Raw genomic sequence first — 13,692 nt, 5'->3', positions numbered from 1 at the left:
CACGGATGTCAAGATGGGACTGCGTGGCGCGCATCCGTGCGGCGGAGAGCGCCCGGCACGCGGTCCCGGCGCAGCCGGAAGGCCGACGCCACGACGGAAGGCAGGCACCGGTGATCACGCCCGACGACGCTTCGCCACCCCGCTCGGAGGCGGCCGCCCCGGAGCGGCTCCCGGTGACGCAGCGGGCCATCGACCACATCAAGCAGATGATCGCCGCCGGCGAGCTGCGCCCCGGGGACCGGCTGCCCACCGAGCGCGACCTGGCGGCCGGGCTCGGCGTCTCGCGCAGCTCGATACGCGAGGCCATCCGCGCCCTGACCACGCTGGGCGTACTGGAGGTGCGCCACGGCGCCGGCGTCTACGTCACACCGCTGCGCCCCGGTGATCTGCTGGAGACCTTCTCCGTCCTCGCCGAGATCTCCCAGGGAGAGACGCTCGTCGAGGTCCTGCAGGTCCGCCGCATGCTGGAGCCCGCCGCCACCGCCCTGGCCGCCGCCCGCGCGGACGAGGTGCAGCTGCGCCGACTGGCGGGAATTTTGGAGCGGATCGACGCCGGAGGCAGCGAGGGGGAGACGGTCGCCGCCGACCTCTCCTTCCACCAGGCGATCGTGGAGATCACCGGCAACGCGACCCTGCTGGCCATCAACGACGGCTTGTCGTCGCGCACCTTCAACGCCCGCGTCTGGCACGGCCACCGCGCAGCCGGGATCACCGCACGTCTGCGGGAGGACCACGAGCGCATCTACCAGGCCCTGCGCGACCGCGACCCCGACGCCGCCCGCGCCGCAGCGACCATGCACGTCATGGAGGTCGAACGCTGGCTGCGCGGCATTCTGGACTCGGACAGCGGGGAGTAGCGGGAGCACGGCGTCCGGCGGCTGGCGGCGGAGGCGGAGGCGGACGCGGTCCGCTGTGCGGCCTTCTGGCCGGCCGAGGGTCGGGTGGTCTGGAGAAAGGCGCGGCGACGGCGGCGGGCGGTCGGGCCCGCGGTCACCGGATCGGGTGCTCGCCGGTGGTCCGCCCGACGGGGCGGCGAGGGCACCGCGAGGTGGCGCCTGCGCCCATCGGTTCGGGTGCTCGCCGGTGGCGGTGGTCGACGGCGGCGGTTTCGGGCCTGCGGTGGTCAACGGCCCCGACCGCGGGTGGTCGAGCCCGGGTGTCGCCGCCCCGTTGCCGGCGCGAGCCCGATGCGGGGCGGTCGGGGTCGGGGTCACGAGATGCACGTATGTGCGGCGGCATCCGCCTCGGCGCCGCCCTGAGGCGCTACCCCCGCACCGCCATTCCGCGATACGAAACTATACGGTGTATTTTGTCCACCAATGCCCGATTTCCCGGTGTGTCTGTCTTTGCCGACGGGGCACGAGGCGCGCCGAATGGCGCGAAAACGCCCCCGACATCAACTTTTCGTGCGTCTCGTGGCCACGGCCCCCGCCGAGGCCGCCCGCAAAACGGGCATAGGCCCCCAAAAGTCCACCCCATCGGGGGGTGGGGCACCCGTCGGCGACGCCCGGGCGCCACGAGCGACGCGTCGTCGCCCCCGGGCCCCCGATCCGGCGCACCACCGAGCGGTGTGAGCACCCGCGACCGCGCCGCACCGCGCGACCCCCGGGCGGTGCGGGCCCGGCCACAACACGGCGGTACCACACCGGCCAACCGGCGCCAGATCAACGGGAACAGCGGCATCGAGTCGGTCTGTGGGGCCGGATTCGGCGCCGAATCCGGCCCCACAGACCGACCCCGCGGGCCGGAATTTGGCAAAAACCACGCGTTCGATGCGCCGACCGGCCTGCGGCGGCCGAATGCCGCCTCCGTCGGCCGCCGCAACCGGTGGGCACCCGACCCGGCGACCGCAGGCCCGGCCCCGCTGCCGCCGTCGCCGCCGCTTCTTCGCAGGCCACCCGTCGCCCGGCAGGCCAGCAAGGCCGCCCAGCGGACCCGCCCCGACCCTCGTCGGCTGCCGCAACCGGCGGGCACCCGACCCGGCGACCGCGGGCTCAGCCCACTGCCGCCCTTGCCGCTGCTTTTCCACGCACACCCGCCGCACCCCGGAAGGTCACAAGGCCGCCCAGCGGACCCGACCCGCCCCGCCCCGTCCGCCCCGCACCGCCCCCTCCGACCCGTCTCCCAGGCGCCTATGCCAGAGCCCGCTCCAGGACGTCGAGGACCGTGTCGCGGAGCAGGGTCGCCTTGTAGCCGGTCTGCGGCAGCGGGCTGCACAGGGCCGGGACGCCGGCCACCGCGGTTGCGGCGTCCTGTGCGCTGCCCGCCGTGCCGACGAGGGCCGACTCCACTTCGGGCAGCCGGATGGGCGTGCGCGCCACCGCGCCCGCGGCGACCGCGGCCGCGGTCACGGTGCCGCCGGTGCGCACCACCCGCGCCACCGCTTCGACCAGCGGCCATTCCCCGCGTGAACGGGAGGTCGCGCGCCGGTAGGCCGCGCTCTCGCCCTCGGCCGGCGGCGGCATCACCACCGCCGTCAGCAGGCTCCCGCCCTCCAGTACGTGGTCGCGAGTCGAGTCCGTGCCGTCGTAGAGGTCGGCTACGGCCCGCGGGGCGGCGCCCTCGACCTCCACCGACACCGCGTCATAGGCCATCAGCGCCATCGCCAGCGATGACGGGTGCGGCGCCACGCACCGCGCGCCCTGGTCGACCACCGTGCCGTGCAGGTGGTCCCCCTCGCGCGCCGGGCAGGTGTCGCCGCCCTTCTGCAGGCAGTCGAACGCCGCGCTGCGGAAGTAGGGGCACCGGTTGCGCTGCAGCAGGTTGCCGCCCAGCGTGCCGACCGCCCGGATCTGCGGCGTGGCGACGGCGGCCGCGGTCTGCGCGAGCGCCGGGTAGGCGGTGCGCACCCGCTCGTCGGCGGCGACCTCGGCGACGGTGGTCAGCGCCCCGATGCGCGCCGAGCCGTCGGGGCACCATTCGACTCCGCGCAGGCCGCTCAGCCGGTGCAGATCGACGAACGGGCCGCCGACCGCGCCCTCGCGCAGCCGCGCCATGACGTCGGTGCCGCCCGCCCGCGCCTCACCCGCCGAGTCGCGCAGCGCCGCCGCTGCGGCGGGGACGTCCGCCGGTGTGTCCACCGTGTTCACTGTGCTCACTTCGCACCGATCCCTTCGATCAGCCGGTCGGGCCGGATGGGCAGGTCGCGCGGCCGCCAGCCGGTGGCGTCGAACACGGCGTTGCCCACCGCCGCGGCCACTCCGATGGTGGACACCTCGCCGATGCCCACGCCCCCGCCGGTCACGTGCTCCCAGCCCTCCTCGTGGAAGTGCACGGTGATCTCCGGGGTGTCGCCGATACCGGGTATCCGGTAGTCCTCCAGGTTGTTCGTCAGGACGGCGCCGGTGAGCGGGTCGTCGCGGCGCTGCTCATAGAGTGCGTAGCCGACGCCCTGCACCACGCCGCCCTCGATCTGGTTGCGGGCAGGCCGCTCGGCATAGATCCGGCCCGCCGCGATCCCCGCCCAGCAGCGCGTGGGACGCACACCGCCCAGCAGCGTGTCGACCTCCACTTCCATCACGTGCACCGCGCCGGTGAAACCGCGGCCCACCGTGCCGCCGTCCGAAAGGGAGAACGGAGTCACATACCCGCGCCGGTCGCGGCGGCGTCCGCCCCGGACCCGCACCCCCTCCAGCGCGGCCAGCGCGGCGGCGTCCAGGCCACCCGCCCCGCCGGAGGAGCCCGCCGTGCGCCGGCGCGCCTCCTCGCGCAGCTTCGCGGCGGCGTCCAGCGCCGCCGGCCCCAGGGACGCCGTGGTGCGGCTGCCGTTGGACGGGGGCGCGTAGGCCAGGTCGCTGCTGCCCGTGCGCACCTCGACGCGTTCGGCCGGTAGGCCCAACTCGCAGCGCACTGCGTCGCCGACCACCGAGCGGGCGCCGGTGCCGATGTCCTGCACCGCGGTCTGGGCCACCACCGTGCCGTTCTCGACCACCAGGTCCACGACGGTGGAGGGGTCCAACAGGTAAAGCCAGTTCGCCGCGGCCAGTCCCACACCGCGCCGGAACCGGCCCGAGCCACCGCCCAGCGAGCGCTCGCGCCACACCGGCAGCGCCTGTGCCCAGTCGTAGAGCGCGTGCCGCTTGGGATTGCCGTCCCACCGGCGGCGCAGCTCGACGGGGTCCTCACCGAGGCGGTGGGCCGCATCGTCGACCGATTGCTCCAGTGCCCACGTCAACTGCGCGCCGTTGGGGCCGCGGAAGGGAGCGCCCGGCGGCCGGTTGGTGACCACGTCGAAGTCGCGCAGCCGCCGCGGCGCGTGCCCGTAGACCAGTCGGCCCATGGTCGCGACCATGCCGCCGATGGACGCGCCGGCGTCGGAGTGCGCGTCCATCGTCAGCGCCGCGAGGCCGCCCTCGGAGTCGGTCAGCAACCCGACCTCCACGCGCGCGCCGGGCCGGTGGCCGCCATCGGTCAGCTCCGCGGCGCGGTCGAAGACCAGCCGCACCGGCGCACCCGTGATCCGGGCCAGCTCCACGGCGGCGATGTTCTCCATCCGCAGCCCCGCCTTCGCGCCGAAACCGCCGCCGACGTGCTCGGCCGTGACGTGAACGCGTTCGCGCGGCAGCTCCCAGCGCTTGGCGGCGGCGTCGGCCAGTGCCATCACCGTCTGGGTCGAGGCGTGGATGTGCAGGTCGCCCGAGTCGTCCCAGCGAGCGACGCAGGCGTGCGGTTCCAGGGCCGTGTGCGCCTGGGCGGGCGTGCTGAACACGCCGGTCACCAGGTGCGGGTCGTTGTCGCGGACGGCTTTGCGGATGCGGTTCACCGCTGTGGCGCCGCGCCAGCCCATGCTGAAGGGGCCGCGTACGTTGCCGCGCCAGCGGGCCGGCGGAGTACCGCCCTCCGAGTGCGAAAGGGCGGCACCGCGCTCGGCGCGCGTGGAATACACGGTCGGCGCCTCGGGCCGGTGGGTCGTCGCGGGGTCGAGCGCGGCGGGCAGGTCGCGGTAGTCAACGAAGACGCCTTCGGCGGCGGCCCGCGCCTTGGCGGCGGTGGGCGCGGCGACGGCGAGCAGCGGCTGGCCGACGTAGCGCACGGTGCGGTCGGCACCGAGCAGGTCGACGTGCGGCGCGCTGCCGGCGTCGACGGAGCGTACGTGCGCGTGCGCCCGGGTCGAGCGCACGATCACCGCCTCCCAGCAGTCGTCCGGCCGCACATCGGTGGTGTAGCGCGCGCGTCCGGTCACCTTGTCGTAGGCCTCGGCGCGCGGCGGGGCCGACTCGGATTCCGCATCGTGCTCGCCGGTGCACGCGGCGGCGATGGCGGCGTAAATACCCTGGTAGGCGCCGCAGCGGCACAGGTGCCCGGCCATGGCGTCGGCGATCTCGGCGCGGCTGGGCGCGCTGTCGCCGCGCTCGGCGCGGTACCGGTCGACGAAGGCGGCCGCCTCGACGGCGAAGCCCGGCGTGCAGTAGCCGCACTGCATCGCGTCGTGGGCGGCGAAGGCCCGCTGCACCGGGTGCGGCCCGTCGGCTGCGAGTCCTTCCACGGTGGTGACCGCGCGGCCCTCAAGGGCGGCCGCGGGCAGCAGGCAGGAGGCGGTGGGGGCGCCGTCGACGAGCAGGGTGCAGGAGCCGCACACCCCGCCGTTGCAGGCGGTCTTGGTTCCGGTCAGGCCGAGCCCGTCGCGCACGAGCTCGGCGGCGGTGGTTTCGGGATCGGCGCTGACCTGCGCCGCTGTCCCGTTCACGGTCATGTCCAACGCGGGTCTCCCCAGAAGTGGTGTTGACGTCGTCAACATAGGCCGCCGCGTTGACGTTGTCAACACCGTGCTAATGTCGCGGTATGTCCGCAGCTCAGCAGAGGCCCTCCGAGTCGACGGCCGGATCGGGAGCCGGCAGGCAGGGCGGCGCGGGCGACACCCGCGAGCGCCTGATCGAGGCCGCCTCGCAGCTGCTGGCCGGCGGCGGACCCGAAGCCGTCACGATGCGCAAAGTCGGCGAGCTGGCGGGCGTCTCGCGTGCGGCCCCCTACCGCCACTTCGACGACAAGGAAGACCTGCTGCGCGCCGTCGCCCTGCGCAGCCTGGAGGCGGTGCGCAGCGAAGTCATGGAGGCGCTGCCCACCGCCGCCACCCCGCCGGCCGAGGTGCCCGCCGCGCTGCGCCGGGCGTTCTTCGCCTACCTGCGCGACGGGATCGACCGGCCCGAGCACTACCGGCTGACCTTCGGCGAGCACCTGTCCTACGTCGACGGGCCCGGCGTGCACGAGGCGGCGAAGGCCCTGATCGAGCGCTGCGTGGACGCCCTCGCCCAGGGCCAGCGCGCCGGCGCCATCCGGGCGGGCGACCCGCACGACATGGCCGTCCTCGCCTGGTCCGCCCTGCACGGCCTGGTCACGCTGGCCACCTCCGGCCACCTGGCGCACAAGGGCTGGGACACCGTCGAGGACGGCGTACTCGCCCGCCTCGTCGCCGACCTGGTCGCCGGGCTGACCGCGCGCGATGTTCCCGGGGGCACGGCCGCGCCGCCGACCGCGGTGAGCCCGGACCGCCCCGCCTCGGGCTGAGGGCCGCCGTACCGGCGCATACCGGCGCCGCGCCGACGCCCGCCGACCGGCGCGCACCTAGAATCCCGGTATGGACGTCTGGATGTGGGTCTTCTTCGCCGTCGCCGTGGGCGGCGGCCTCGCCCTGGGCCTGTACCGCGAGTCCCAGCGACGCACCCAGCGGCGGCGCTCGCCCGCCTCACCCCTCAGCCACGCGCTGCCGGACGACGTCGTCGCCCGCGCGCGGGAGCGCATCGGCGAGGGCAAACCCGTCCACGCCATCAAGGAACTGCGCGAGGCCACCGGCTACGACCTGCGCTCGGCCAAGACGATCGTCGACGCGCTGCAGGCCGGACGGCACGTCCCCACCCTCGGCGAGTCCGCGGCCGACTGATTCCGCCCGGCCGCGCGCCGCCTCCGGGAGCGGCAGCCCGATCGCCCGCGGCGGGCCGACGCTCCCTGCGCACGCCGTAGGATTCCCGCCATGGGTTTCGACGCAGCCACGCTCTCGGTGACCGCTGTCGTCTTCCTGGGTGTCATCGCGGTCATCGGTGTCCTGGCGGCGCGCAAGCCCCGCCGCGCCCCGAAGGCGCCCCCGCCGCACCTGCTGAAGCCGGTGCCCGGCCCGGTAGCGGAGCGGGCGAAGGAGGTCGTCGCCCAGGGCAGGCAGATCCAGGCCGTCAAGGAGATCCGCGAGATCACCGGATACGACCTGCGCACCGCCAAGGCCATCGCCGATACGATCCGCGCCGGACAGTCGGTACCCGTCTTCCCCGAACCGGGGGAGGAGACCGCGGCGCTGGCCGACCGCGTGCGCGAGCTGCGCGACCAGCAGCGGATGGTCGACGCCATCCGCCTGCTCGTCGAGCGCACCGGGATGAACGAGGCCGAGGCTGCGCGGACCATCGAAGCCCTGGACTGAAGCCCCGGCCGACCCGCTGGCCCGCCGCGCCCCGCTCGCCCGGGAGCCGGCCCTGCGCCGCACCGCCTCACTCGCCCTCGCGCCACACCTTCAGCCCCGCGAACGTCTGCGCGACCGGCATCAGCTCGATCGTGTTCACGTTGACGTGGGCGGGCTGGGACACGATCCAGTGCACCGCCTCGGCGATGTCGTCGGGCCCCAGCGGTTGCGTGTCCGCATAGACCGCCGCCGCGCGCTCCCGGTCGCCGTCGAAGCGCACCTCGGAGAACTCCGTGCCGCCGACCAGCCCCGGCTCGACGTTGGTCACCCGCACCCCGGTGCCGTGCAGGTCCGCGCGCAGGTTCAGGCTGAACTGGCGCACGAACGCCTTGGTCGCACCGTAGACGTTGCCGCCGGCGTAGGGGTGGCTCCCCGCCGTCGACCCGATGTTGACCACGTGGCCGCGCCCGCGCTCGACCATGCCCGGCAGCAGCGCGCGCGTCAGGTACATGACGCCTTTGCAGTTGGTGTCGACCATCTGCTCCCAGTCGTCCACGTCCGCCTCGGCCGCCCCCGACATGCCCTTGGCCAGCCCGGCGTTGTTGACCAGCACGTCCACTGCGGCGAACTCCGCGGGCAGCCCCTCGACCGCCGCGGCGACCGCCGACCGGTCGCGCACGTCCAGCTCCAGCGGGTGCACCCGCGGCGCCAGCTCCTCGGCGAGCCCGGACAGCCGCTCACCGCGCCGGGCCGCGGCCACCACACGCACACCCGATTCCGCGAAGCGGCGTGCGATCTCGGCGCCGAACCCCGTACTGGCCCCCGTCACGAATGCTGTAGAGATCTCCATGCTCCCGAGACTAGCCAGCTTCCGAGACCGGCCACCGCGGCACCGCCCGCCCCCGCGCCCCGCGAACCCGGTCGTATCCCGGAACTTCAGGGCCGGGTCAAGCTGACCGGTCGATGCCCACGATGTCCTCCGGGCGCACCGGCGCGTGCGACAGCGCCCGGCCCGTCGCGTCGCGCACCGCCGCCACGATCGCCGGCGTCGAAGACAGCGTCGGCGGTTCCCCGGCGCCGCGCAGCCCATAGGGCGCGTTGGGGTCGGCGTGCTCCAGCACCTCGATGCGCATCGGCGGCGTGTCCAGGATGGTGGGGATCAGGTAGTCGGTGAACGACGGGTTGCGGATCACGCTGTCGGCGACCTGCACCTCCTCCATCAGCGCCAGCCCGAGACCCTGGGCCGAGCCGCCCTGGATCTGGCCGAGGAGCTGCCGGGGGTGCATGGCGCGCCCCACGTCCTGCACTGCGTCCAGCGCCACGACCTTCACCAGCCCCAGTTCGACGTCCACGTCGACCACCGCCCGGTGCACGCACATGCCGAACTGCACGTGGGAGTCGCCCTGGCCGCTGGTGGGGTCGAGCATGCGCGTGGGCCGGTGCCGGTAGACCCGGGTCTCCTCCACAGCGGCGGCGCCGAGCAGGTCGGTCAAAGACGCCAGCACATCCCCGCCGGCCGAGACGACCTTGCCGCCCGCAAGCGCCAGGTCGCCGTCGGGGTCGCCTTGCGCCACCAGGCCGCGCTCGCGCGCCAGTGCGAACACCCGCGCCCGCACCGCTTCGCAGGCCGCCTTCACCGCGCCACCGGTCACATAGGACTGGCGGGAGGCCGAGGAGGAGCCCGCCGACCCGACCGCGGTGTCGGCGGGGTGGATCGTCACCCGCTCCACACCCAGCTCGGTGCGGGCGATCTGCCCCTGCAGGGTGACCAGCCCCTGGCCGACCTCCGCCGCTGCGGTGTGCACCAGCACAGCCGGCTCGCCGCCGACGACCTCCAGCCGCACCCGCGCCGTCGAGTAGTCGTCGAAGGTCTCGGAGAAGCACAGGTTCTTCAGCCCGACGCCGTAGCCGACGCCGCGGACGACGCCCTCGCCGCGGCTGGTGTTGGCGGTCCCGCCCGGCAGCGTGCGGGGATCGCCCGGGTCCGGCAGTGCACCGCGCTCGGCGGGCATCGGCATCGCTCGCGCCCTCTGCAGCATCTCGGCCATGGGAAGCGGCATGTCGATCCGCTGGCCGGTGGCGATGCGCCCACCCTGGGAAAGGGCGTTGACGCGGCGCACCTCCACCGGGTGCATGCCCAACTCGGCGGCGATCCGGTCCATCTGCGCCTCGTAGCCGAAGCACGCCTGCACCGCGCCGAAGCCGCGCATCGCCCCGCACGGCGGGTTGGTGGTGTAGACCCCGTAGGCGTCCACCGCGACGTCGGGGATGTCGTAAGGCCCCATGCCCACAGACGACGCCACACCGACGACCGCGGCGGTGGTGGAGGCGTAGGCGCCGCCGTCGAGCACGATCTCCAGCGTCGCGTACAGCAGCCGTCCGTCGGATCCGGCGCCGTGCTCGAAGCGCATGGTGGCCGGGTGGCGGTGCACGTGTCCGAAGAACGACTCCTCGCGGTTGTAGACGAACTTGACCGGGCGCCGCGTCCGCAGCGCGAGCATGCAGGCGTGGATCTGCATGGACAGGTCCTCGCGGGCGCCGAACGCGCCGCCCACCCCCGCCAGCGTCATGCGCACCTGCTCCGGTGCCAGGCCCAGGCACGGGGCGATCTGGCTCTGGTCCACGTGCAGCCACTGCGTCGCGATGTAGAGGTCGACCCCGCCGTCGGGGGCGGGCACCGCCAGACCCGACTCCGGGCCGAGGAACGCCTGGTCCTGCATGCCCACCCGGTACTCGCCGCGCACCACCGCCGCGGCACGCTCGCGCAGCTGGGCCACCTCGGCGCCGCGGGCGAAGGCGCCGGTGCGGACGGGCTGGTGGCGCACGATGTTGCCGCGCTGGTTGTACTCGGGGTGGGCGGGCACAGTGCCCTCCTCGTGCACCAGCGGGCACTCGGGGTCGAAGGCGGCGCGACGCGCGTCGGCGATCGGCTCCCAGACCTCGTAGTCGACGCGGACGCGCTCCAGCGCCCGGCGCGCGGTCTCGGGGTGGTCGGCGGCCGCGATCGCCACCGGCTCGCCCTTGTAGCGGACCCGGTCGGCGGCCAGCACCGGCTGGTCGCGCATCTCCAGCCCGTAGCGCTTCTCGCCGGGCACGTCCTCGTGGGTCAGCACCGCGTGGACACCCGGCAGGGCCAGCGCCTGCGAGGTGTCGATCGAGCGGATCCGCGCGTGGGGGTGCGGGCTGCGCAGCGTCATCCCCCACAGCATGTCCTCCATCCACATGTCGGAGGAGAAGGCGAACTCGCCGGTGGCCTTGAGTGTGCCGTCGGGCCGGCGCGGGCTGGCGCCCACACCGTCGCGGGTGCTGCTCGACAGGCCGGTGCGGGCGCCCGCGGCGGTGTCCGCGCGGGCGGCGGCCGTCCGCGGTCTCGCGTCGGCGGTCATGGGCGCTCCACCTCCGTGGTGATCCTGCGGTGCGCGCGGCGGCCCGCCGCCGCGGCGGACTCGGCGGAGACGGTGCGCAGCGCTCCGCCCTGAACGACGGGGGCCCCGCCGACCAGCAGGTGCTCCGGCGGCGCCGGCGGGCCGAACACCAGCGCGACCACGGGATCGTCGATCGCGTCGCGGCCGAAGCCGTCCACCCGCCACAGCGCGATGTCGGCGAGTTTGCCGACCTCGATCGACCCGAGCTCGGCGGCACGGCCCAGGCAGCGCGCCCCGCCGAGGGTGGCCATGTGCAGCGCCTGGCGCGCGGTGAGCGCCCGCGGGCCGCCGCGGGCGCGCGCCATCAGCAGCGCTTGGCGCATCTCCGCGGCCAGGCCGGTGAGTTCGCTGGAGGCGGGCCCGTCCACGCCCAGCCCCACGGAGGCGCCCGCCTGCAGCAGGTCGGCAGAGCGGCAGATGCCCGCACCCAGCCGGGCGTTGGAGGAGGGGCAGTGCGCGACCCCGGTCCCGGTGGCCGCGATGCGGGCGACGGCGTCGTCGGAGAGGTGCACGGCGTGCGCCAGCCACACGTCCTCGCCCAGCCAGCCGAGTTTCTCGGCGTAGCCCACCGGGGTGGTGCCGAACTCGGCGAGGCACTGCTCCTGTTCGTCCAGCGTCTCGGCGAGGTGGGTGTGCAGGCGCACCCCCTTGGCGCGGGCGAGTTCGGCGGCCCCGGTCATCAGCTCCCGGCTGACGGTGAACGGCGAGCAGGGGGCGACGGCGACGCGCGTCATCGCGCCGAAGGCGGGGTCGTGGTGGGCGTCCACGGCGGCCTCGGTCGCGGCCAGGGCACCCTCCAGCGTCTCGACCACGCTGTCGGGGGGCAGCCCGCCCGCGGAGCGCCCCCGGTCCATCGATCCGCGCGCCAGGTCGAGGCGGACGCCCACCGCTCGCGCCGCCTCCACCTCGGCGGCGGCGATGTCCCCGCCGCCGGCGGGGAAGACGTAGTGGTGGTCGGAGGCGGTCGTGCAGCCCGACAGCGCCAGCCACGCGAGCCCGGCGGTGGTGGTGTCGGCGACGACGGACGCGTCCAGGCGGCTCCACAGTTCATAGGAGCCCGTCAGCCACTCGAACAGGGTGCTGTCGGCGAACATGCCCTGCGTGGCCCACTGGTAGAGGTGGTGATGGGTGTTGACCAGGCCGGGTGTGGCCAGCAGGCCGCGGCCGTCGACGACCCGCGCCCCGGCGTGCGCGGGTGCGGGACCGGGCGCGGCGGCGGTGATGACGCCGTCGGCGGCGACGATGTGGCCGGACTCGTACTCCGCGCCGTCTCCGGTGACGACGTGCGCGCCGTCGATCACCACGGTGCTCATCGGCTGCCTCCTCGGGGGTTCGGGACGGGGCGCCGAGGCGGGTGCGAACCGCGCGGTGCGGCGGCGCGGCCGCGGGCCGCGGCGCCTCTTGCGCGGCGCGTACTCCGCGATCGGCGGACGCCTGGCGGCGTCACCGGGCGCCTCCGCGGTGCGCGGCGGCCCGCTCGCGTTCCGCGGCCAGGCGCACCGCGGCGACGATCGCCTCGTAGCCGGTGCAGCGGCACAGGTTGCCCGCCAGCGCCTCGCGGATCTCCGCGTCGCCGGGCACGGCGCGGCCGGCGGCCGCGGTGCGCGCGATGAGGTCGTCCGCCTGCACCAGCAGACCCGGTGTGCAGAACCCGCACTGCACAGCGCCGGCCTCGACGAACGCCTCCTGCACGGCGCTCAGGCGCGACTCCGGCGGGGCGTCGGCGTCCTCGGGCGCGGCCAGCCCTTCGACGGTGCGCACCCGGCGCCCCTGCGCCTGTCCGGCCGCGACCATGCAGGCGCACACCGTCACCTCGTCCAGATACACCGTGCAGGAACCGCACTCTCCCTGCTCGCAGGCGTTCTTGCTGCCGGGCAGGCCCAAGCGCTCCCGCAGCACGTACAGCAGGCTCTCGCCGGGCCATACGTCGTCGGCGGCCACCTCTTCGCCGTTGACCGTGAACGCGACACGCATCAGGGGGCTCCCTTCCGGTAGGCGGCGGCGCACCAGAGCCAGGCGCGGCGCGCCATCACCGACAGCGCGTGCCTGCGGTAGGCCGCGCTGCCGCGCACGTCGTCGATGGGTTCGGCCGCGGCGGCCACCAGCTCGCCGAAGCGCCGGGCCGCGGCGTGCGACGGGGTGCGGGCGCCGTCCCAGTCGAACTCCGCGGCCAGGAACTCCTCGGCGGGCGCGCTGCGCAGCGGACGCGGTCCGGCCGAGCCGATGCCGGTTCCGGCCTGCCGGGTGGTGGCGTCGAGAACCAGCGAGAAGGAGGCGACCGCGATCACCATGGCGTTGCGCGTACCGATCTTGCTGAACTGCTGGGGCCCGGACGGCGCGGGGAGCAGCACGGCCGAGATCAGTTCGTCGTCGGCACGGGCGCTTCGGCCCGGCCCCAGGTAGAACTCGGCCGCGGGTACGTGCCGCACACCGCGCACCGATGCCAGCTCCACCAGGGCGCCGCAGGCCACCAGCGGCGGGTGGCAGTCGCCGGCGGGGGAGGCGGAGCCCAGGTTGCCGCCGACCGAACCGCGGTTGCGGATCTGCGGCGAGGCGACCGAGCGGGCCGCCTGCGCGAGCGCGGGCGCGCGCCCGGCCAGCCGCTCGACGACCTCGGTGTAGGGCACGCCGGCGCCCAGCCGCAGGTACGGGCCTTGGGGCCCCCACTGGGCGAGTTCGTCCACCCGGGTGAGATCGAGCAGAGCGCCGGGTCGGCGCCGGTCGAAGTTCAGCTCCACCATCACGTCGGTGCCGCCCATGATGGGCACCGCATCGGGGCGGCCGCTCTTCGCGGCCAGCGCGTCCTCCCACGTGGCAGGGCTGAGAAAGTCCATCGGCCATCCTCGTCGACGAACGGGGCGGCGGGGTCGCCGCACCGGCGCG

11 protein-coding genes are annotated in these 13,692 nt (G+C 75.0%); 4 read left to right on the top strand and 7 right to left on the bottom strand.

Going from position 1 to position 13,692, the window contains the following annotated elements; genetic code table 11:
• Positions 1 to 110: 110 nt before the first annotated feature.
• Positions 111 to 857 carry a FadR/GntR family transcriptional regulator gene (locus EKD16_RS13460; protein ID WP_394347271.1) on the top strand — a complete coding sequence of 249 codons (747 nt, stop codon included), beginning with the start codon at positions 111 to 113 and terminating at the stop codon, positions 855 to 857.
• A 1,275-nt stretch (positions 858 to 2,132) separates the two neighbouring features.
• Here EKD16_RS13460 and EKD16_RS13455 read toward each other — a convergent pair.
• A complete protein-coding gene (locus EKD16_RS13455; protein ID WP_278248943.1) occupies positions 2,133 to 3,089 on the bottom strand; it encodes an FAD binding domain-containing protein in 957 nt (318 codons plus the stop codon).
• A gap of 5 nt (positions 3,090 to 3,094) precedes the next feature.
• Entirely contained in the window at positions 3,095 to 5,698 is a 2,604-nt protein-coding gene (locus tag EKD16_RS13450) for a molybdopterin-dependent oxidoreductase (RefSeq protein WP_131098701.1), read from the bottom strand.
• An 83-nt stretch (positions 5,699 to 5,781) separates the two neighbouring features.
• Between EKD16_RS13450 and EKD16_RS13445 the strand changes: the two genes are divergently transcribed.
• From EKD16_RS13445 to EKD16_RS13435, 3 genes are all read left to right on the top strand, one after another.
• Positions 5,782 to 6,504 carry a TetR/AcrR family transcriptional regulator gene (locus EKD16_RS13445; protein WP_131098700.1) on the top strand — a complete coding sequence of 241 codons (723 nt, stop codon included), beginning with the start codon at positions 5,782 to 5,784 and terminating at the stop codon, positions 6,502 to 6,504.
• 70 nt (positions 6,505 to 6,574) lie between these two features.
• On the top strand, positions 6,575 to 6,877 hold the full coding sequence (locus EKD16_RS13440; protein WP_131098699.1) for a hypothetical protein: 303 nt from the start codon (positions 6,575 to 6,577) through the stop codon (positions 6,875 to 6,877).
• A 90-nt stretch (positions 6,878 to 6,967) separates the two neighbouring features.
• On the top strand, positions 6,968 to 7,405 hold the full coding sequence (locus EKD16_RS13435; protein WP_131098698.1) for a 50S ribosomal protein L7/L12: 438 nt from the start codon (positions 6,968 to 6,970) through the stop codon (positions 7,403 to 7,405).
• A 67-nt stretch (positions 7,406 to 7,472) separates the two neighbouring features.
• Here the strand turns inward: EKD16_RS13435 and EKD16_RS13430 are convergent, their stop codons facing one another.
• The 5 genes from EKD16_RS13430 to EKD16_RS13410 all read right to left on the bottom strand — a co-directional run bounded on the left by EKD16_RS13430 (position 7,473) and on the right by EKD16_RS13410 (position 13,643).
• On the bottom strand, positions 7,473 to 8,234 hold the full coding sequence (locus tag EKD16_RS13430; RefSeq protein WP_131098697.1) for an SDR family oxidoreductase: 762 nt from the start codon (positions 8,232 to 8,234) through the stop codon (positions 7,473 to 7,475).
• Between the two features lie 97 nt (positions 8,235 to 8,331).
• A complete protein-coding gene (locus tag EKD16_RS13425; protein ID WP_131098696.1) occupies positions 8,332 to 10,770 on the bottom strand; it encodes a xanthine dehydrogenase family protein molybdopterin-binding subunit in 2,439 nt (812 codons plus the stop codon).
• Positions 10,767 to 12,122, bottom strand: a complete 1,356-nt coding sequence (locus tag EKD16_RS13420; RefSeq protein ID WP_131098695.1) for an 8-oxoguanine deaminase — start codon at positions 12,120 to 12,122, stop codon at positions 10,767 to 10,769. Before EKD16_RS13420 ends, EKD16_RS13425 begins: the two co-directional genes overlap by 4 nt.
• 130 nt (positions 12,123 to 12,252) lie before the next feature.
• A complete protein-coding gene (locus EKD16_RS13415) occupies positions 12,253 to 12,783 on the bottom strand; it encodes a (2Fe-2S)-binding protein (protein ID WP_131098694.1) in 531 nt (176 codons plus the stop codon).
• The gene (locus EKD16_RS13410; protein ID WP_131098693.1) at positions 12,783 to 13,643 is read right to left on the bottom strand and encodes an FAD binding domain-containing protein; all 861 of its coding nucleotides are present in this window, start codon (positions 13,641 to 13,643) and stop codon (positions 12,783 to 12,785) included. The genes EKD16_RS13415 and EKD16_RS13410 overlap by 1 nt, the downstream gene beginning before the upstream one ends.
• Positions 13,644 to 13,692: the final 49 nt, after the last annotated feature.

Origin of the sequence: Streptomonospora litoralis, from assembly GCF_004323735.1 — a bacterium.
Taxonomy (GTDB): domain Bacteria; phylum Actinomycetota; class Actinomycetes; order Streptosporangiales; family Streptosporangiaceae; genus Streptomonospora; species Streptomonospora litoralis.
Note: the sequence above shows the minus strand (reverse complement) of the source record. Positions and strands in the feature narration are given on the sequence as shown.